This is a genomic window from Caulobacter sp. 05T431, from assembly GCF_056665975.1.
Genome location: NZ_JBFTKU010000013.1, coordinates 1 through 18,010 on the forward strand (window position 1 = coordinate 1; position 18,010 = coordinate 18,010).

Here is an 18,010-nt window from a genome sequence, read left to right on the forward strand (position 1 = left end):
ATGTCGGCGTAGTTCTTGGCCGTCGCGCCGCCCGACTTGGCCAGCGTGATGGTGATCGCCGCCGTCAGCGTCGTCTTGCCGTGGTCAACGTGACCGATCGTGCCGATGTTGCAGTGCGGCTTAGTGCGTTMGAACTTTTCCTTGGCCATGGTCTCTACCTTCGCGCCGGCGGCTTGTTTCTGGGAAATAGGTGTTGGGAGCTGGAGCGGGTAGCGGGAATCGAACCCGCATCCTCAGCTTGGAAGGCTGCTGCACTACCATTGTGCTATACCCGCCAAGCTAGCGGGGTCGCGATCGGCTCCCGGTCTGGCTTCTTTGGGGTCCAGGCTTCTTGGGAGCTCTCTTCGCGCGTGGTGGGGGAAGTAGGACTCGAACCTACGAAGGCGTACGCCAGGGGATTTACAGTCCCCCCCCTTTGCCACTCGGGACATTCCCCCAGCGCGCGACAGAGTTCCTTCAAAGCGGCCTTTCCATCCTCGAAACCGGCGGCGGACCGCCCGTCACGAAAAAGGAACAAAAGCTTCCTCGAGACCTGTGAGACGGTGCTAAAGCAGCGCCGCCCTGGCTCTCGGAAACCCTCAGGGCCCCAAATCGGAGCGCGTCTTATAGTGTCCTCTCATTCCGAACGCAACGACCGGAAAAAGCCTTCTTCGCCCGGACGTGATTTTCGTTCCAAGCCACGGGAAAACAACAAGTTTTCCAAAGGCCAGGGAGACGCCAAGGACTGGATTTGGGGGACTCACGCCGTCGAGGCGGCTCTTTCGAACCCCGCCAGACCCGTTCCGAAACGCCTTCTGGCCACTCCGGATCGCGCCAAGCGACTCGCGCCGAATCTGAGCCGTGCGCCCTTCCTGCAGATCATGGAGGGCGCCGACATCGCCCGTCAGCTGCCCACCGGAGCGGTCCACCAGGGCATCGCCCTGAAGATCGACGAGCCCGAGATGCTGACCGTCCACGACCTGGGGACGCCGGCCCGGGGGCTGATCGTGATGCTGGACCAGATCACCGACCCGCAGAACATCGGCGCGATCTTCCGCTCGGCCGCCGCCTTCGGGGCCAAGGGCATGATCCTGCAGGACCGCCACGCCCCCGCCCTGACCGGCGTGCTGGCCAAGACCGCCGTCGGCGCCGTCGACAAGATCCCCTACGCGCGCGTGGTCAATCTATCCCGGGCGCTGGAGGAACTGGCCGACCTGGGCTGGCGGGCCGTGGGCCTGGCGGGCGAGGCCGAACAGACCCTGGACCAGGCGCTGGATGATCGTCCCACGGTCCTGGTGCTGGGATCGGAGGGCGAAGGCGTGCGTCGACTGGTGGCCGAGCACTGCGACGTGATGGGCAAAATTGCCATGCCCGGAGGGTTTGAAAGCCTGAATGTGTCGGCTGCGGCGGCGGTGGCGCTCTACGAAGCGTCGAAATTTCGCTCCAGGGATGAAATCGGTTCGTGAATCTCTCTTAACCGTTTTGATTTCGTCGCGATGACGTGGTTCTCTCAAGCTTGAGAGTGCCGCCAGGCTGCTTGGCGGAGAGTTCAGACATGGGATCGGGGGACCCGATGTTGCATAACAAAGTCCGTTTGGCGGCTCTGGCCGGTTGCGCGGTAAGTGTTCTGGTGATCGCCGGGTGCGGCGCGCGCGAGCCTGTCGAGGCCCCGCCGGCTTCGGCGGCGCCCGGCGCCGGCGCGGCTCAGACGCCGGAACTGATGGGCGCGCCGCCCGCMGCCGAGGCCACGCCGGCCGACGGCCTGCTGGGCGGGCCCGCGCCCGCCGCGACGCCTGAACAGGCCGCGCCGGCGCCCGTCGTCAGCTCCAACCCGAATCTGAAGACCTGGCGCCGTCCGGACGGCACCCTGGTCACCGCCATGGCGCCGATCGCCAATCCCAAGGCGACCCGTTACGCGCCGCGCGCCGTCGCCGCGCCGGCCCGCCGGAGCCACGCCGCGTCCGCTCCAGTCGCCAAGCCCGTCGCGAAACCGGCCGTCGTCGCCAAGGCGCCGGCCAAGCCGGCCGTCGTCGCGCCCGCTCCGGCCCCGGTGAAACCGGTCGTCGCGGCCAAGCCCGCCGTCGCCCCGGTCAAGGCCCCGGTGGTCGCCGCGGCCGCGGTCGCGCCCGCCGCCGCCAAGCCCGCCCCGGCCCAAGTCGCGGTCAAGCCGCTGACCAAGCTGGAGAAGCTGCAGGCCGCCGTCGCGCCGGAAGCCACCAAGGGCGCGACCCTGGCCACGGCCGAGAGCCTGGGCCAAGGCAAGGAAGGCCAGGTCACCCTGTCCCTCCCCGCCACCCTGGGCGACCTGATCAAGAAGGAAGCGGCCAAGCTGGGCCTGGGCAAGCCGGCCAAGAAGGCCAGCGCCTACGCCGACCTGCAGGGCCAGGGCTACGAGATCACCCCGAACGGTCGCCAGACCGCCGAGATCAAGGCCGGCGAGCCGGCCACCTTCGCCTGGCAGGTCAAGCCGACGGCTGACGCCAAGGGCCCGCTGAAGACCGACTTCGGCGTCGAGCTGAACGGCGCCAAGCCGGCCCAGGGCTTCACCCTGGGCTCGATCTCCAAGCAGGTCGCGCCGATCCAGGAAGCGGTGAAGGAGAAGACCAAGGGCTTCAAGTTCGCCATGCCCAGCCTGCCGAGCCTGGGCAAGTACGAGACCGTCGACCTGCCGGGCGTCGGCAAGGTGCCGGGCAAATCGCTGCTGGGCGGCGCCCTGGTCCTGCTGGCCCTGCTGATCCTGGTGGCGATCGCCCGCAACGCCGCGGCGTCCAAGGCCCGGGCCGAGCGTCGTCGCAAGTTCCGCACCCTGACGGACTACGGCCGCAACGAGATGGAGCATGACGCCCCGCCCGCCTCGGCCAGCGTCAACTACGTCAACCCAATGGTCGCGGCCGCCGGCGGCGCCCTGGCCGGTGCGGCGATCGCCACCGCAGTCAACCATCATGACGACCACGGCCACCACGATGATCACGGCCACGACGCCCATGGTCACGATGACCACGGCCACGCTCACGACGATCATGCCCACGGCCATGACGATCACGGACATGGTCACGACGACCACGCCCACGACGCCCATCACGTGACCGCCCAGACGGTCAGCGGCCACGACGATCACGGCCACGGCCATGACGACCACGCCCACGGTCACGACGACCATGGTCATGGCCACGACGATCACGGGCACGACGACCACCACGTCGCCCCGGCGGCCGGCGCGCCGACCCTGGCGGTCAGCGGTCACGACCATCACGACGACCACGGTCATGGCCACGACGATCATGGCCACGGCCATGACGACCACGGCCATGGTCATGACGATCACGCCGGTCATCACGACGATCACGGGCATCACGCCCATGCCGATCACAAGGAACTTGAGCACGCCCACTAGGGGGCGCTTGCCAGACCCGCCCGCCTGACGCATTGAGGCCGCATGTTTGACGCGCTCCTAGCCCAGGTGGGCGGACTGAACGGTCCGTTCGCGGCCTTCCTTTCCGTCCTGATGATCGACCTCGTCCTCGCGGGCGACAATGCGGTGGCCGTGGGCCTGGCGGCCGGCGGCCTGCCGGCCAAGGACCGCAAGAAGGTCATCCTCTACGGGCTGGGCGCGGCCGTCGTGCTGCGCATCAGCTTCGCCCTGATCACCACCTGGCTGCTGGGCGTGATCGGCCTGCTGCTGGCCGGCGGCATCCTGCTGCTGTGGGTCTGCTGGAAGATGTGGCGTGAGCTGCGCGAGCAGATCACCCACGACCAGGCCAACGCCCAGGCCTGCCTGGACGACGATCCGAACACCGAGCCCGTCAACGTCAAGCCGGCCAAGAGTTTCCAGGAGGCCTTCCTGCAGGTGCTGATCGCCGACGTCTCGATGTCGCTGGACAACGTGCTGGCCGTGGCCGGCGCGGCCCGCGAGCATCCCGCCATCCTGGTGTTCGGTCTCCTGCTGTCGATCATCCTGATGGGCGTGGCCGCCAACGCCATCGCCAAGCTGCTGCACAAGCACCGCTGGATCGGCTTTATCGGCCTGGCCATCGTGCTGTACGTGGCCGCGCACATGATCTGGGAAGGCCATCGCAGCGTGGTCATCGACCTGAACAAGACCCAGGCCTACAACGCCGCCGTGCCGTCATTCGTGGAGATCACGCCGGCCGAGGTGGCCGAGCACAACTCGCACAAGAAGCACAAGTGATGCGCGGCCCGGCGCTCGTCGTCCGCCTGGCCGCCCTCAGCGGCTTCCTGGCCGTCGCCTTCGGCGCCTTCGCCGCGCACGGGGCCAAGGACGCGCGGGCGGCCGAGCTGCTGCACACCGGATCGCTGTACCAGATGACCCACGCCCTGGCGGTGTTCGGCTGGCTGGCCGTGCGGAAAGCCGGCGGCAAGGCGGGGGTGACCATCCCCGCCCTCTTCCTGGCCGGGACCGTGCTGTTCTCGGGCTCGCTGTACGCCCTGGCGTTCGGCGCGCCGCGGATCATGGGCCTGGTCACGCCGTTCGGCGGCCTGTGCTTCCTGGCCGGCTGGCTGCTGCTGGCCTGGCGGGCCGGGACGATCGTCGACCGCGAGGCCTAGGCCGCGCGCCGGTCCTTGGGGACCGCCAGCAGGAAGATCGCCAGGCTCGATCCCGCCAGGCAGGCGAACATCACCGCCGCCACCGGCCTGGGCGTGCCGTCGTGCAACAGGCCGCTGACGCCCGAGGCCAGGGCTCCCGCCGCGAACGACACCCCGCCCATCAGGGCTGAGGTCGAGCCGGCCCGGCTGGGATCGACGCTCAGCGCCCCGGCCATGGTGTTGCCGGCCATCAGGCCGTAGCTGGACAGGGCCGCGAACAGCAGGGGCAGGACCGTGAACTGCCCGCCCAGGCCGCTATAGGCCGCGACGGCCAGCAGCAGGGCGGCGACGATCGAGGCGATGCTGGCCCGCACCAGCACCTGGTCGGGCGTGAAGCGCCGCAACAGCAGGCGGTTGACCTGGCTGGCCCCGATGATGCCCACGGCGTTGAAGGCGAAGATGATGTTGAAGACCAGCGGCGCGTGGCCGTAGGTCCCCATCACCAGGTCCGGCGCGGTCGAGATGTAGGTGAACAGGGTCGCGCCGTTCAGAGCCCCGGCCAGGCCGTAACCGACCAGTCGCTTCTGGCGCAGCAGGGCGAAATAGGCCCGGAACGGGTTCTCCGACCGCGCCTGGACCGCCGTGGCCTCTGATCGTGATTCCGCCAGACTCAGCGTCACCCATAGGCCGATCAGCAGGCCGAACACCGCCAGGGTCCAGAACACCCCGCGCCAGCCGGCCAGGAATTGCACCGCGCCGCCCAGCTGCGGGGCCAGCACCGGCGCCAGGCCCATGATCAGGGTCATCATCGACAGCACCCGCGCCGTGTCGGCGTGGTTGAACTTGTCGCGCACCACCGCCCGGGCGATCACCGGCCCCGCGCAGCCGCCCAGGGCCTGGACGAAACGGGCGGCGATCAGAACCTCGACCGACGGCGCCAGGGCGCAGACCACCGAGGCGGCGATGAAGATGGCCACGCCCAGCAGCAGCGGAAGGCGACGTCCGAACCGGTCCGAGGCCGGACCGTACAGGAACTGGCCGATCGCCATGCCCGCGAAGAAGGCCGCCAGGGTGGCCTGAACATCCTCGGCCCCCGCGTGCAGCGACCGGCCGATGTCGGGCATGCTGGACAGGTACATGTCGATCGACATGGGCGCGAACGCCGTCAGGGCGCCCAACATCAGGACGAGCCGCCAGGGCGTGGCGGCGGGCGCGGGCTGTACGGTGTCGGTCATGGCCGCGCTTTTACGCTTGTTTTCCCCAAGGGTAAGTCCTTGACCGTGCGAATCGCGGCCTTGCTCGACGTGACGCCCGCCTGCAAGGTGATCAGCAATAATATAAGCAGGAAACGCCATGACCCAGCTTGCGCCGCCGATGCCCGAGCCCGCGTTCGCCCAGATCAACGGGATCCGCATGTCCTATTGCGAGGCCGGCCCGCGGGAGGGCGTGCCGATCGTGCTGTGCCACGGCTTCCCAGAATTCTCCTATTCCTGGCGCTGGCAGATCGCCGCCCTGGCCGCCGCCGGGCGCTGGGTGATCGTGCCCGACCAGCGCGGCTACGGCCTGACCGATCGTCCCGAGGCGGTCGAGGACTACGACATGGCCCACCTGACCGGCGACCTGGTCGGGCTGCTGGACCACCTGGGCGTGGAGAAGGCGGTGTTCTGCGGCCACGACTGGGGCGGCCTGGTCGTCTGGCAGATGCCGCTGATGCACCCCGACCGGGTGGCCGGCGTGGTCGGCGTCAACACGCCGTTCCTGCCCCGCCTGCCGGTCGACCCGATCACCGCCTTCCGCAACGCGTTCGGCGACGACATGTACATCGTCCACTTCCAGAAGCCCGGCGTGGCCGACGCCCAGCTGGCGGCCGACGTCGAGAAGACCATGCGCTATTTCATGCGCAAGCCGACGGGCGAACAGGCCGCCTTCACCAGCGGCAAGGGCGAGCGTCGCTCGTTGGCCCTGCAGGACGGCCTAGCCCGCTTCGACGTCGCCGACACCTCGGCCCAGCTGCTGGAGCCCGAGGAGCTGGCGACCTTCGTCGAGACGTTCGAACGAACCGGTTTCACGGGCGGGATCAACTGGTACCGCAACTTCGTGCGCAACTGGGAACGGGCCGAGCATCTGCCGACGCGGATCGACGGCGTTCCCTGCCTGATGATCATGGCCGAGCACGACGTGGTGCTGCCCCCCTCGCTGGCCGACCGCATGGGCGACCAGATCTCGGACCTGGAGAAGGTGCTGGTMGAGGGCAGCGGCCACTGGACCCAGCAGGAGGCGCCCGAGCGGGTGAACGCGATCCTGATCGACTGGCTGGGCCGGCGGTTCCCGAACTAACGGCCGGGGACATGCCCTTGCGGCGTGTTCCCCAGTAGCTAGTCCAGGCGCTTGGGCTTGGGATCGCCCGCCAGAAGCTCGGCCCGGCGGCGCATGGCGGCGGCCATCTGCAGCATGGCCAGGGCCGAGGTCGGGTCACGTTCGGCGGCGCGCACGGTGTAGAGCTGGGCGGTCACCTGCAGCGGGATGACCTTGTCCAGGCCCTCCGGGCCCATCAGGGCCGCGATGGCGCGGTCGAGGTCGGCCAGCTGGCGCGGGCTCAGCATGGCCAGCAGTTCTTCGTCGCTGAAGTCTTCGGGATTCGGCTGATCGGTCATCGTGCTCAGAATAACGCAAATGACGGCCGCGGCGACACAGGCCCTTCTTCGCGTCGTGACGTTCCCTCTCGCCCCGAAACGGGGTTAGGGTTGCGGCATGGATCGTAATGCTTCCGCCTCCCCGATGTCCGCCACCGGTCGCCGCGGCCTGTTTCGCGACATCGAGCCCTTCTCGTTCGGCTGGCTGAGCACCGACGGTCCTCACGAAATCTACTACGAGGAATGCGGCGCCCCGCGCGGCAAGCCGGCGGTGATCCTGCACGGCGGGCMCGGCGGCGCGGTCAATCCGACCATGCGGCGGTTCTTCGATCCCAACAAATGGCGCATGGCCCTGTTCGACCAGCGGGGCTGCGGCCGCTCGCGCCCCAACGCCAGCCTGGAAGACAACACCACCTGGAGCCTGATCGCCGACATCGAGCGGCTGCGAGTGCATCTGGGCGTCGAGAAATGGACCGTGTTCGGCGGCTCGTGGGGCTCGACCCTGGCCCTGGCCTACGCGATCGCCCATCCCGACCGGGTGGAGGCCCTGGTGCTGCGCGGCATCTTCCTGCTGACCCAGAAGGAACTGCGTTGGTTCTACCAGGAGGGCGCCTCGATGCTGTTCCCCGACGCCTGGGAACGGTTCCTGGCCCCGATCCCGGTGGAGGAGCGCGGCGACCTGATGGCCGCCTATCACCGCCGCCTGACCCACCCCGACCGCCGCGTCCAGGCCGAGGCCGCCGGCGCCTGGAGCCAGTGGGAGGGCGACACGATCTCGCTCCGGGGCCCCGAAGCGCGTCCGCCCAAGTTCAACGAAGAGGACTTCGCGATCGCCTTCGCGCGGATCGAGTGCCACTTCTTCACCAACGGCGGCTTCTTCGACGAGGACGGCTGGATCCTCCAGAACATCCACAAGATCCGCCACATCCCGGCCTGGATCGTTCAGGGCCGCTTCGACGTKGTCACCCCGCTGGACAGCGCCTGGGCGCTGCACCGAGCCTGGCCCGAGGCCAAGTTCGAGATCGTCTGGGACGCCGGCCACGCCTCGACCGAACCGGGGATCATCGACGGCCTGGTGCGGGCCACCAACGCGGCCCTGGCCGTCTAGGCCGGCGCCCCGGCCCGGCGCGCCAGCCCTTCCCGGACGGACAGGCCCAGCAGGACTAGCGTCGTGGCGATCGACAGGATCAGCGGGCTGACCACCAGGCTGGCGGGCGCCAGGGCCGCCAAGGCCAGCAGGGCCACGACCTGCGCCGGGGCCCATGCCCGGAACACCGCCCGCTTGAACAGCAATCCGCCCAGCAGGAACAGGAACGGCCCGCCGATCAGGGCGGCCGCGGTCTTCAGGTCGGTGTGGTCGGTCGGATGGTGGATGGTCCACTCGTCGGCCACGGCCGTCACGATGATCCCGGCGATCGGCAGCAGGTGGATGTAGGTGTAGGCCGCGCGGGCGACGCGGCCGGGATCCTTGGCGTGGCTGATCGCCTCGCTGGCCGCCTCGGCCGTGTCCGAGAAGTAGATCCACCACATGGCCAGGCTGCCGGCGAACGAGGCCAGGAAGGCGGCGATCACCGTCGGCGTCCAGGCCAGCCCCGCCGTCRTCGCGCCCATGACCAGGATCGACTCGCCCAGGGCGATGATCGTGAACAGGGCGCAGCGCTCGGCCAGGTGCCCGCCCTCGACGTCCCACTCCTCGGCGCGAGCTCGTCCCATGCCGGGCGTCCAGAACCCCAGGGCCGGTGAGACGTATTCCAGGGCGATCGCCCCGCCCCATAGCGCCAGGCGCGCCCCGCCCTCGGCCAGGCCGCCGGCGATCCACAGCACGCCCGAGGCCGCGAACCAGGCTGAGATGCGGATGAAGTTGCGGCTCTGGAACGGGTGGTTCCGCATCGCCCAGGCCGTGAACAGGCTGCGGCCCAGTTGGATGGCTACGAAGGCCAAGGCGAAGATCAGGCCGCGCTCGCCGAACGCCGTGGGGATCGACATGGTCAGGACCATGCCCACCACCATCACCACGAACAGCATGATCCGCACCGGCGGCCGCTCGGGGTCCAGCCAGTTGGTGACCCAGGCCGTGAAGATCCACGCCCACCAGACGGCCATCAGCAACAGGCCGGTCTCGACCACGCCCAGCAAGCTCGGATGCTGCATCAGGCCGTGCGACAGCTGGGTCACCGCGAACACGAAGACCAGATCGAAGAACAGCTCGACATAGGTCACGCGCGCATGGCCGCCGGCGGCGCGGTCCCGGAGCATGTGGCGGCTTGGCATGTCGGAATCCCTCGTGGCGAGTCGCCAGCCTAAAGTCTGGCGGCGGAAAGTGGAGACATCCGCGCCGGCGGATAGAACGTTTTGCGTTCCAGCGCGCTTCCGTTGGTATGGACGCCTCGGACCTCCTCCCCCATCGCACCGCCCTGATCGGCGCCGCCGTCGCGCTGACGGTCGGGCTGACGGGCGGTTTGATCCTGAAGACCGGCTCCCAGACCGCGCCGGAAACCGAAATGGCCTTCGCGCCCGAAGCCCCCTCCGCCCAGGCCGAGCCCATCGCCTGGCCCAGCGGCAAGGTCCCCGATTACGTGATCGGCAGCGACTTCCTGCGGTCGCAGGCGCCCGATCCGCCGGTCGTCGTGGCGTCCTACGAGGTCCCCGAGTACGTGCCGGCGTCCTGGACCGAGCCGACGCCACAGGCCCAACCCGTCCGGGTGGCGGAGACGACCGAACGCGCCTGGCCGTCGACCGGCGGCGACATCTTGGACGTCCGCCTGCCGGAAGACGCCCCCGCCGCGCCCGAGCCGCCCCCGGCGCCCCAGGCGATGAACGCCCCGGACGCGCCCGCCGCCCAGGACTCCGTCATCCTGGCCGCCGCCTACTAGGCCACCGAGGCCCGGCCTTCCGGCCCTCCCCTTGCAGCCGACCGCTCCAACCCAGGGCGCGTGTTCCATTTCGCGCCACAGGCGAGGATCGGAATGACGGACGGACAGCAGCAAGACGGCGAACGGCCCGACCTCTGGCGCAAGCTGGAAGCGCTGGCCTGCGGCTTCGTGCTGTTCATGCTGTCCAACGCCTTCATCGGTCCGCTGCTGGATCCGCTGCAGGCCGGCGGCGAGAACATTCCCGTCCTGCGCCTGATGTGGCTGCCGGTCTACGCCCTGGTCCTGGGCCTGGCCGCCTGGCGCGCCCCGCGCCTCATGCGGTTCTGGTTCCCGGCCGTTATGCTGAGCCTGCTGATCTTCTGGGTGTTCGCCTCGGCCTCGTGGTCGCTGGAGCCGGGCACCACCAACCGCCGCGCCCTGGCGGCGGCGTTCACCACCCTGTTCGGGCTCTATTTCGCCTCCAGCTTCGACGGCAAGCGGATGGCCGAGATCATCGCCACCACCTTCCTGTTCCTCGCCATCGGCGGTGGGCTGGCGGCGGTGGCCTATCCCAAGATGGGCGTCCACCACGACGTCAACGCCGGCGACTGGCGCGGCCTCTGGTACGAGAAGAACCAGATGGGCGCGATGATGGTCTACGGCGCCCTGGCGGCGATGGCCGCCATCCTGGCCGGTTCGACCCGCCGCAAGCAGATGGTCGTCACGATCCTGCTGTGCGCGGCGCTGATCGTGATGACCAAATCCAAGACCTCGCTGGTCGTGCTGCTGATGGGCCTGGGCGGATCGATGCTGCTGACGGCGATGCGGCGGGGGCCCGCCACGGCGATCGTCGTGGTCTGGCTGGGCGTCACCGTGGTCCTGACCGTCGCCATGGTGATGTGGCTGTCGCCCGAGCTGGTGTTCAAGGCCCTGGGCAAGGACCCCACCCTGACCGGCCGCACCGACATCTGGGCCGCCCTGCTGCGCCAGTCCGCCAAGCGCCCCCTGACCGGCTACGGCTATGCGGTGTTCTGGACGCTGGAATCCCATCCGGCCCAATGGATCCGCAAGGAGACCGGCTGGCTGGTGCCCACCGCCCACAACGGCTGGCTCGACATCCTGGCCCAGCTGGGCTGGATCGGGGTGGGCCTGTGCGCCCTGGTGCTGGGCGGGTCGCTGCTGGTCTCGCTGGTCCGCTTCCGCCGGGTGCAGGACGGCTACTGGGCCACGCTGTTCCTGGCCATCTTCCTGATGACCACCTTCTCCGAGAGCTTCATCCTGGAGCGCAACGGCATCGCCTGGGCCCTGGCCTGCGCGGCGGTTACGCGACTGCTGGGTCCTGTGTGKACCAAGCCGGCCGAGAAGGCTCAACGCCGCCCGATCTTCGCCGAGGCGCCGCTGGCCTGGTCCCTGGCCCCGGCCGAGCCGGTGTTCGAGATCTGGACGCCCGAGCCGGGCCGCGCGCCGGTCGTCGCCCAGGCCGAGGCGCGATCGGCCACGCGCCCCGCGACCTTCGGTCAGCCCTTCCGGCCCACTTTTGGCAAGCGCGCGGTCTCGCCTTTCGGCGCTTAGGCGTCTACTGGAGCGGCATGACCGACTACACGCCCCAGCAGATCGTCGCCCGCGGCGCGCGCGCCGACGCCGAAGCCGCCGCCGACGCCATCGACAACCACCCCGGCCTCGAGGGCGCGACCTACTCGATCCTGGAAGAGGACGAGGACAAGGGGATCTGGCGCATCGACGCCTTCCCGACCACCGACGAGGAAGACGCGGGCCTGCTCGCGGTCCTGGCCGGCTATCCGCTGAAGGTGGTGCGCGAGCAGCTGGCCGACGCCGACTGGCTGGCCATGGCGCTGTCGGGCCTGCCGCCGGTGCGCGCCGGCCGGTTCTTCGTCTACGGCATGCATGATCGCGGCCGGGTGCCGGCCAGCGCGGTCAACCTGCGCATCGAAGCCGGCGCGGCCTTCGGCACCGGCCACCACGGCACCACCGTCGGCTGCCTGCTGGCCTACGACAAGCTGCTCAAGGCCCGGAAGTTCGACAAGGTGCTCGACGTCGGGGCCGGCACGGGCCTCCTGGCCATCGCCGCCGCCCGCACCGGTTCGAAGCTCGCGGTCGGCACCGACATCGACAAGCCCAGCGTGCGCATCTCGCGCGAGAACGCCAAGGTCAACCGCGCCAACGCCCGGTTCGTCCACGCCTCGGGCCTCAGCAACCGCCTGGTGGCCGACAACGCCCCCTACGACCTGGTGTTCGCCAACATCCTGGCCCGCCCGCTGATCAGCCTGGCCCAGGACATCAAGAACGCCCTGGTCCCTGGCGGCACGGTGATCCTGTCGGGCCTGCTGCGCACCCAGGAACGCATGGTCAAGGCCGCCTACCTCTCGCGCGGCTTCAAGGTGGTCGATCGCATCCACCGCGACGCCTGGGCGGCGCTGGTGCTGCAGCGGCCGTAGAAGGCGGAACACCCTCCCCCTTCCCCACGTTTCTCCGAGCGGGACACTCTCGCTCCAGGAGCAACGTCATGACCTATGTCGATCCCCAAGGCCCGCCGCCCGAGCGCGTCGTCCATGTCCGCCGTGAAGGCGGCGCGACGGGATGGTTCGTGGCCGGGGCCGTGGCCATCGTCGCCGTGGTCGCCATCGCCTTCATGCTGACCGTGGGCGCGCGTACGCCCACCGACGACCAGATGATCGCCCAGGCCCAGGAACAGGGCCGCGCCGCCGGCGTGGCCGAAAGCGCCCAGACCGGCGCCGCCCAGGCCACGATCGTCGCCCAGCAGGCCGCCCGCGACGCCAGCGCCGCCGCCGACAGSGCCCGCCGCTCGACCGAAGYCACGGCCGCCAACGCCGCCCAGGCCGCGCACGACGCCGCCGACCGGGCCGACCTGTCGCGCGACGACACCATCGCGCCCTCGGCCGATCCCAACATCAACCCGCCGCCGCCCGCCCAACCGGCGAACTGAGCCCCTCTTTCCAGGCAGGCGGGGGCGGATTACATCGTTGGGCATGCGCCAGACCTTCGATGAATCCACCGATCCGGGCTTCGGCCCCCGCCACGTTCCCCTGATCCGCGCCGCCATGGCCAAACAGGGCCTGGACGGCTTCCTCGTCCCGCACGAGGACGAGCATCAGAACGAGTACCTGCCCGCCGCCAACGACCGCCTGGCCTGGGCCAGCGGCTTCACCGGTTCGGCCGGGGCCGGTGTGATCCTCAAGGATCGCGCCGCCGTGTTCGTCGACGGCCGCTACACCCTGCAGGTGCGCGACCAGGTCGACCAGGGCGTGTTCGAGATTCGCGATCTCGTCGAGGGCGGCGTGCCCGCCTATCTCGAGACCGCCTCCAGGGGCGCGGTGATCGGCTACGACGCCCGCCTGCACAGCCCGCAAGCGCTGGACGGGCTGAAGGCCGCCGCCGCCAAGGCCGGCGCGGCCTTGAAGCCGGTTGCGATCAATCCCATCGACGAGGCCTGGGGCGCCCAGCGTCCCGCCCAGCCCGCCGCTCCGGTCGTGCCCCAACCCGTGAAGTACGCGGGCGAGGAATCGGCCTCCAAACGCGCGCGCGTCGGTTCGGCCGTCGCGGCCCTGGGAGCCCAGGCCGCCGTGATCACGGCTCCGGCCTCGATCGCCTGGCTGTTCAACATCCGCGGCGGCGACGTGATCCGATCGCCCCTTCCGCTGTCGCAGGCGGTGCTGCGCGCCGACGGCACGGCCCGGCTGTTCCTGGACCCCGCCAAGGTCACCGACGACCTGCCGGCCTGGCTGGGCAACCAGGTGTCGCTCGAGACGCCCGAGGCCCTGGACGACGCCCTGGCCGAGCTGACCGGCCAGAAGGTCGTCGTCGATCCGGGCCAGTCCTCGGCCTGGTACTTCGACACCCTGGCCGCCGCCGGCGCCGAGGTGGTCCGCGCCATGGACCCCTGCACCCTGCCCCGCGCCTGCAAGAACGCCGTCGAGATCGCCGGCACCATCGAGGCCCACAAGCGCGACGGCGCGGCCCTGACCCGGTTCCTCCACTGGCTGGCCACCGAAGGCCAGGTCAACCCGCCCGACGAGAAGGAAGCCGTGGCCAAGCTGGAGGCCTTCCGCGAGGCGACCGGCGTGCTGAAGGACCTCAGCTTCGACACCATCGGCGCGGCCAACGGCCACGGCGCCCTGCCGCACTACCGCCCGACCGAGCGCAGCAACGAACGCGCCGCCATGGGCTCGCTGCTGCTGGTCGACAGCGGCGGCCAGTACCTGGACGGCACGACGGACGTGACCCGAACGGTCGCGATCGGCGAGCCGACCGCCGAGATGGTCACGCGCAACACCCTGGTGCTGAAGGGCCACCTGGCCATCGCCCGGCTGCGCTTCCCGGCCGGCACCACCGGCTCGGCCATCGACGCCTTCGCCCGCGCCGCCCTGTGGAGCCACGGCCTGGATTATGACCACGGCACCGGCCACGGCGTCGGCGTCTATCTGGGGGTCCACGAGGGCCCGCAGCGGATCAGCAAGGCGCCCAACACCATCGCCCTGCAGCCGGGCATGATCGTCTCGAACGAGCCGGGCTACTACAAGGACGGCGAATACGGCATCCGCATCGAGAACCTCGAGGTGGTCATGCCGGCGGAAGCCGTGGGCGCGGGCGACCGCCCGATGCACCGCTTCCACGCCCTGACCCTGGCCCCGATCGACCGGCGCCTAGTGGACAAGAGCCTGCTGAGCCCCGAGGAGATCGCCCAGTTCGACGCCTATCACGCGCGGGTCGTGCGCGAGATCGGTCCGCTGGTGGAGGGCGAGGTCCGCGCCTGGCTGGACGAGGTCTGCGCGCCGCTCTGACCGTTTCGACGACCCCGCCCTCCGTTGGTGCGGGATCGTCGACGGTTGTCGCTATTTGGCGGAAGGCGAGCTGATCCCCGCCTCTTTGAGCATTTCCTCGAACTTTTTTTCGTCCATGGATTTGCCCAGTCCGGCCATGCCTTCGGCCACCTTGGGATCGCTCATCAGGCCGCGCATGGCCGCCTGGCCGAGCACGCCGAACGCCTGGCCGATGGAGCCCGTGCCCTCGTACTTCAGCGCGTCGACGGTCTCCTTGCGGCAGTCGACCAGCATCAGGCGCTGCATCAGGGCGCCCGCCTTCTGGACGGCGGCGTCGCGCTGGGCGTCGGTGAGGTTGGTCATCGGCTTCACCGACGGGTGCGAGCTGATCGCCGCGAAAAGCCAACCCACCAGCTGGGCCTGGTCGGCGTCGGTGGTCGAACGCACCAGGCATTTGGACATGTCGTCAGCATAGACGCCGGCCGAGGCCATACCCGGCACGGCGAGCGCGCCCATGAGGGCGGCGCAAGTGATCAATCGACGCAATGGTAGTCCCCCGAAATAAAGCGGCGACTCTGCCGCGGGCGCAGTGGTGCAACTTCCCCGGCAATGGACAAGCTTTTTCACCGACCTTAAGTGCCTCGAGGCTTGGCCCGTGTCGTCGGCGCCGTCGTCGCCGGGTCGTCCGGCCAGACGTGGCGCGGATAGCGACCCTTCATCTCGGTCTTCACCTCCCGCCACGACCCCTTCCAGAACCCCGGCAGGTCCTTGGTGATCTGGATCGGCTTGTGGCCCGGCGACAGCAGGGCCAGCACCAGGGCCGCGCCGCCGACCGTCGGATGGGCCGTCAGGCCGAACAGCTCCTGCACCCGCACGTCGACGCGCGGGCCGCCGTCGGCGGCGTAGTCGATGGCGAAGCTGGAGCCCGTCGGCGCCGTGAACCGGGCCGGCGCCTCCGCGTCGAGGCGGCGATGCAGCTCCCAGGGCACGAGCGTGCGGATCGCGTCGGTCAGCGCGCCGTCCGGAAGCTGGCTCAAGGCCGAGCGGCCGGCCAGCAGCGGTTCCAGCCATTCCTCCAGCCGTTCCAGCAGGGCCGTGTCCGACAGGTCCGGCCAGGTCTCGGCGTCGCGCCCGCGCAGGAAGGCCACCCGACGGCGCAGGGCTTGAGCGCCCTCGCCCAGCGGCACGGCCGACAAGCCTTCGCGCGCGACCTGGTCCAGCAACGCCCTGGCGACCAGGCCCGGATCGACCTTGTCCAGCAGCCGCTCCTCGATCACCAGCTTGCCCAGGCGCAGCAGGCGGCGGGCGCGGACCTTGCCCTTGGCGTCCGGTTCCAGCCGATCCTCGGCCACCAGCCGGTCGGCGAAGGCCTCGCGCAGGGCCGTCTCGTCCAGCGGCGCGGCCAGCAGGATGCGATCGCGGGCGTCACCGCCGCCCAGTTCGCCGACGGCCAGCCAGGTCTCGCGGGCCAGGGCGTCGGTGGGCTCCAGATAGACCCCGCGCCCGCCGGCCAGCTGGTACTCGCCCGGCTTGCCCCGCGCCTTGGCCACGCGCTCGGGATAGGCCTCGGCCAGCATCAGGGCGTCGTCCAGCGGCGACGCGCCGGATACGCGACCGGCGGACCGCGCCCAACGCTCGGACAGGGTCCGGGCGTCGCGGGCCCTCGGCGAGCGGTCGCGGTCGAAGCTCTCCAACCGGTGACGCAGATCGACCTCGCGCCCACCCAGCCCCTGTTCGCTCAGCACCGCGGCGACCTTGGCCCCGCGTTCGGCCTGGCCCGAGGCCGCGGCGCGGACCACCATGTGGGCCAGGCGCGGGGCCAGGGGCATGTCGRCCAAAGCGCGGCCGTGGGCGGTGAGCCCGCCCTGCCCGTCCAGGGCCTGCAGGCGATTGAGCAAGGTCCGCGCCTCGCTGAAGGCGGCCGACGGCGGCTTGTCGAGGAAGGCCAGGTCATTGGCGTCTCGGGCGCCCCAGCGGGCCAGGTCCAGGGCCAGGCGCGAGAGGTCGGCTTCCAGGATCTCGGGCCGGGCGAAGGCCGGCAGGGCCCGGGTCTCCGGCTCGTCCCACAAGCGGTAGCAGACGCCCGGCTCGGTGCGGCCCGCCCGGCCTCGGCGCTGGTCGGCGGCGGCGCGGCTGACGCGGACGGTCTCCAGCCGGGTCAGGCCGCTGGACGGGTCGAAGCGCGGCACGCGGGCCAGGCCGCAGTCGATCACCACCCGCACGCCCTCGATGGTCAGGCTGGTCTCGGCGATCGAGGTGGCCAGCACCACCTTGCGGCGGCCCGGCTGGGCCGGCGCCACGGCGCGGTCCTGCTCGGCGGGCTCGAGCGCGCCGTAGAGGGGGGCGACATCGACCTCGGGACGTCGCAGCCGCTCGCGCAACAGGGTCTCGGTCCAGCGGATCTCGCCCTGGCCCGGCAGGAAGACCAGCAGGCTGCCGGTCTCCTCGGACAGGGCCCGTTCGATCGCGCGGACGACGCGCTCCTCCAACCGCTGGCGCTCGTCCCGGCCGAGGTAGCGGGTGTCGATCGGGAACATCCGCCCCTGGCTCTCGACCACCGGGGCTTCGTCCAGCAGGGCCGAAATCCGGGCGCCGTCCAGGGTGGCCGACATCACCAGGATCTTCAGGTCCTCGCGCACCAGCCCCTGGGCGTCGCGCGCCAGGGCCAGGCCCAGATCGGCGTCCAGGCTGCGCTCGTGGAATTCGTCGAAGATCACGGCCGCCACGCCGTCCAGACCCGGATCGTCCAGAATCATCCGGGTGAACACGCCCTCGGTCACCACTTCGACACGGGTCTTGGCGCTGACCTTCGACTGCAGACGCACGCGGAAGCCCACGGTCTCGCCGACGCCCTCGCCCAGGCTCTGGGCCATGCGCGAGGCCGCGGCTCGGGCGGCCAGGCGGCGCGGCTCCAGCATGACAATCTTGCCGCCCGCGGCCCACGACTCGTCCAGCAGCGCCAGGGGCACGACCGTGGTCTTGCCCGCCCCCGGCGGCGCGACCAGCACGGCGGCCTCGCGCTCGGCGAGCGCGGATCTCAGGGCCGGCAGGGCGTCATGGATGGGAAGGGTCACGCGGCGTGGTTTAAGGGCGCGGGATAAAATCGCCAAGCGCCGGCCGCCGAACGCCGGTCTCCTCGCCAGCGCCTAACCCTGAGGCAGCAACGGCTAGGAAGCGTGCTGCGTCGCAACATCGCCCCGGC

At 70.3% G+C, this 18,010-nt stretch carries 17 protein-coding genes and 2 tRNA genes; 11 read left to right on the forward strand and 8 right to left on the reverse strand.

What is annotated here, in order from left to right; translation table 11 throughout:
- The 3 genes from AC1U89_RS13230 to AC1U89_RS13240 form a co-directional block, all read right to left on the reverse strand.
- The coding region (locus AC1U89_RS13230; RefSeq protein ID WP_479900280.1) for a GTP-binding protein at positions 1-149 on the reverse strand (149 nt) is incomplete at its 3' end.
- 52 nt (positions 150-201) lie between these two features.
- A tRNA-Gly gene (locus AC1U89_RS13235) sits at positions 202-275 on the reverse strand.
- A gap of 76 nt (positions 276-351) precedes the next feature.
- A tRNA-Tyr gene (locus AC1U89_RS13240) sits at positions 352-437 on the reverse strand.
- Positions 438-608: 171 nt separating this feature from the next.
- Between AC1U89_RS13240 and rlmB the strand changes: the two genes are divergently transcribed.
- The 4 genes from rlmB to AC1U89_RS13260 all read left to right on the forward strand — a co-directional run bounded on the left by rlmB (position 609) and on the right by AC1U89_RS13260 (position 4,545).
- Positions 609-1,445 carry a 23S rRNA (guanosine(2251)-2'-O)-methyltransferase RlmB gene (gene rlmB / locus AC1U89_RS13245; protein ID WP_479900160.1) on the forward strand — a complete coding sequence of 279 codons (837 nt, stop codon included), beginning with the start codon at positions 609-611 and terminating at the stop codon, positions 1,443-1,445.
- A 107-nt stretch (positions 1,446-1,552) separates the two neighbouring features.
- The gene (gene stpX, locus AC1U89_RS13250; protein ID WP_479900161.1) at positions 1,553-3,373 is read left to right on the forward strand and encodes a stalk-specific protein StpX; all 1,821 of its coding nucleotides are present in this window, start codon (positions 1,553-1,555) and stop codon (positions 3,371-3,373) included.
- A 42-nt stretch (positions 3,374-3,415) separates the two neighbouring features.
- Positions 3,416-4,168 (forward strand): TerC family protein, encoded by a 753-nt coding sequence (locus tag AC1U89_RS13255; RefSeq protein WP_479900162.1) that lies wholly within the window; start codon positions 3,416-3,418, stop codon positions 4,166-4,168.
- Positions 4,168-4,545, forward strand: coding sequence for a DUF423 domain-containing protein (locus AC1U89_RS13260; RefSeq protein WP_479900163.1), 378 nt, complete (start codon positions 4,168-4,170; stop codon positions 4,543-4,545). The genes AC1U89_RS13255 and AC1U89_RS13260 overlap by 1 nt, the downstream gene beginning before the upstream one ends.
- Here AC1U89_RS13260 and AC1U89_RS13265 read toward each other — a convergent pair.
- Positions 4,542-5,759: a multidrug effflux MFS transporter gene (locus AC1U89_RS13265; RefSeq protein ID WP_479900164.1), complete on the reverse strand. Its 1,218-nt coding sequence runs from the start codon at positions 5,757-5,759 to the stop codon at positions 4,542-4,544. The genes AC1U89_RS13260 and AC1U89_RS13265 overlap by 4 nt on opposite strands.
- Positions 5,760-5,877: 118 nt before the next feature.
- On the opposite strand from AC1U89_RS13265, the gene AC1U89_RS13270 reads away from it, so the two are divergent.
- Positions 5,878-6,861: an alpha/beta fold hydrolase gene (locus AC1U89_RS13270; RefSeq protein WP_479900165.1), complete on the forward strand. Its 984-nt coding sequence runs from the start codon at positions 5,878-5,880 to the stop codon at positions 6,859-6,861.
- A 38-nt stretch (positions 6,862-6,899) separates the two neighbouring features.
- Here AC1U89_RS13270 and AC1U89_RS13275 read toward each other — a convergent pair whose 3' ends face one another.
- On the reverse strand, positions 6,900-7,178 hold the full coding sequence (locus AC1U89_RS13275) for a low temperature requirement protein A (protein ID WP_479900166.1): 279 nt from the start codon (positions 7,176-7,178) through the stop codon (positions 6,900-6,902).
- A 97-nt stretch (positions 7,179-7,275) separates the two neighbouring features.
- Here AC1U89_RS13275 and pip point away from each other — a divergent pair, with 97 nt between their 5' ends.
- Positions 7,276-8,265 carry a prolyl aminopeptidase gene (gene pip / locus AC1U89_RS13280; RefSeq protein ID WP_479900167.1) on the forward strand — a complete coding sequence of 330 codons (990 nt, stop codon included), beginning with the start codon at positions 7,276-7,278 and terminating at the stop codon, positions 8,263-8,265.
- Here the strand turns inward: pip and AC1U89_RS13285 are convergent.
- The gene (locus AC1U89_RS13285; RefSeq protein ID WP_479900168.1) at positions 8,262-9,413 is read right to left on the reverse strand and encodes a low temperature requirement protein A; all 1,152 of its coding nucleotides are present in this window, start codon (positions 9,411-9,413) and stop codon (positions 8,262-8,264) included. The two genes, pip and AC1U89_RS13285, sit on opposite strands and share 4 nt — an antisense overlap.
- 122 nt (positions 9,414-9,535) lie before the next feature.
- On the opposite strand from AC1U89_RS13285, the gene AC1U89_RS13290 reads away from it, so the two are divergent.
- From AC1U89_RS13290 to AC1U89_RS13310, 5 genes are all read left to right on the forward strand, one after another.
- Positions 9,536-10,030: a hypothetical protein gene (locus AC1U89_RS13290; RefSeq protein WP_479900169.1), complete on the forward strand. Its 495-nt coding sequence runs from the start codon at positions 9,536-9,538 to the stop codon at positions 10,028-10,030.
- Between the two features lie 93 nt (positions 10,031-10,123).
- Positions 10,124-11,581 (forward strand): O-antigen ligase family protein, encoded by a 1,458-nt coding sequence (locus AC1U89_RS13295; protein ID WP_479900170.1) that lies wholly within the window; start codon positions 10,124-10,126, stop codon positions 11,579-11,581.
- A gap of 17 nt (positions 11,582-11,598) precedes the next feature.
- Complete coding sequence (locus tag AC1U89_RS13300; RefSeq protein ID WP_479900171.1) at positions 11,599-12,465, forward strand: 50S ribosomal protein L11 methyltransferase; 867 nt, start codon at positions 11,599-11,601, stop codon at positions 12,463-12,465.
- 68 nt (positions 12,466-12,533) lie between these two features.
- Positions 12,534-12,974, forward strand: a complete 441-nt coding sequence (locus AC1U89_RS13305; protein ID WP_479900172.1) for a hypothetical protein — start codon at positions 12,534-12,536, stop codon at positions 12,972-12,974.
- Positions 12,975-13,017: 43 nt separating this feature from the next.
- Positions 13,018-14,829 (forward strand): M24 family metallopeptidase, encoded by a 1,812-nt coding sequence (locus AC1U89_RS13310; protein ID WP_479900173.1) that lies wholly within the window; start codon positions 13,018-13,020, stop codon positions 14,827-14,829.
- Positions 14,830-14,880: 51 nt separating this feature from the next.
- Here the strand turns inward: AC1U89_RS13310 and AC1U89_RS13315 are convergent, their stop codons facing one another.
- Together AC1U89_RS13315 and hrpB are read right to left on the reverse strand one after the other, a co-directional pair.
- A complete protein-coding gene (locus AC1U89_RS13315) occupies positions 14,881-15,324 on the reverse strand; it encodes a hypothetical protein (protein ID WP_479900174.1) in 444 nt (147 codons plus the stop codon).
- A gap of 116 nt (positions 15,325-15,440) precedes the next feature.
- Positions 15,441-17,882, reverse strand: a complete 2,442-nt coding sequence (gene hrpB / locus AC1U89_RS13320) for an ATP-dependent helicase HrpB (protein WP_479900175.1) — start codon at positions 17,880-17,882, stop codon at positions 15,441-15,443.
- Positions 17,883-18,010: the final 128 nt, after the last annotated feature.

Coding starts and splice junctions, on each gene's coding strand:
- AC1U89_RS13255 (WP_479900162.1), top strand. CDS start 3,416: ATGTTTGACGCGCTCCTAGCCCAGGTGGGCGGACTGAACGGTCCGTTC.
- AC1U89_RS13310 (WP_479900173.1), top strand. CDS start 13,018: ATGCGCCAGACCTTCGATGAATCCACCGATCCGGGCTTCGGCCCCCGC.
- AC1U89_RS13315 (WP_479900174.1), bottom strand. CDS start 15,324: ATGGGCGCGCTCGCCGTGCCGGGTATGGCCTCGGCCGGCGTCTATGCT.
- AC1U89_RS13265 (WP_479900164.1), bottom strand. CDS start 5,759: ATGACCGACACCGTACAGCCCGCGCCCGCCGCCACGCCCTGGCGGCTC.
- AC1U89_RS13300 (WP_479900171.1), top strand. CDS start 11,599: ATGACCGACTACACGCCCCAGCAGATCGTCGCCCGCGGCGCGCGCGCC.
- AC1U89_RS13290 (WP_479900169.1), top strand. CDS start 9,536: ATGGACGCCTCGGACCTCCTCCCCCATCGCACCGCCCTGATCGGCGCC.
- AC1U89_RS13260 (WP_479900163.1), top strand. CDS start 4,168: ATGCGCGGCCCGGCGCTCGTCGTCCGCCTGGCCGCCCTCAGCGGCTTC.
- AC1U89_RS13275 (WP_479900166.1), bottom strand. CDS start 7,178: ATGACCGATCAGCCGAATCCCGAAGACTTCAGCGACGAAGAACTGCTG.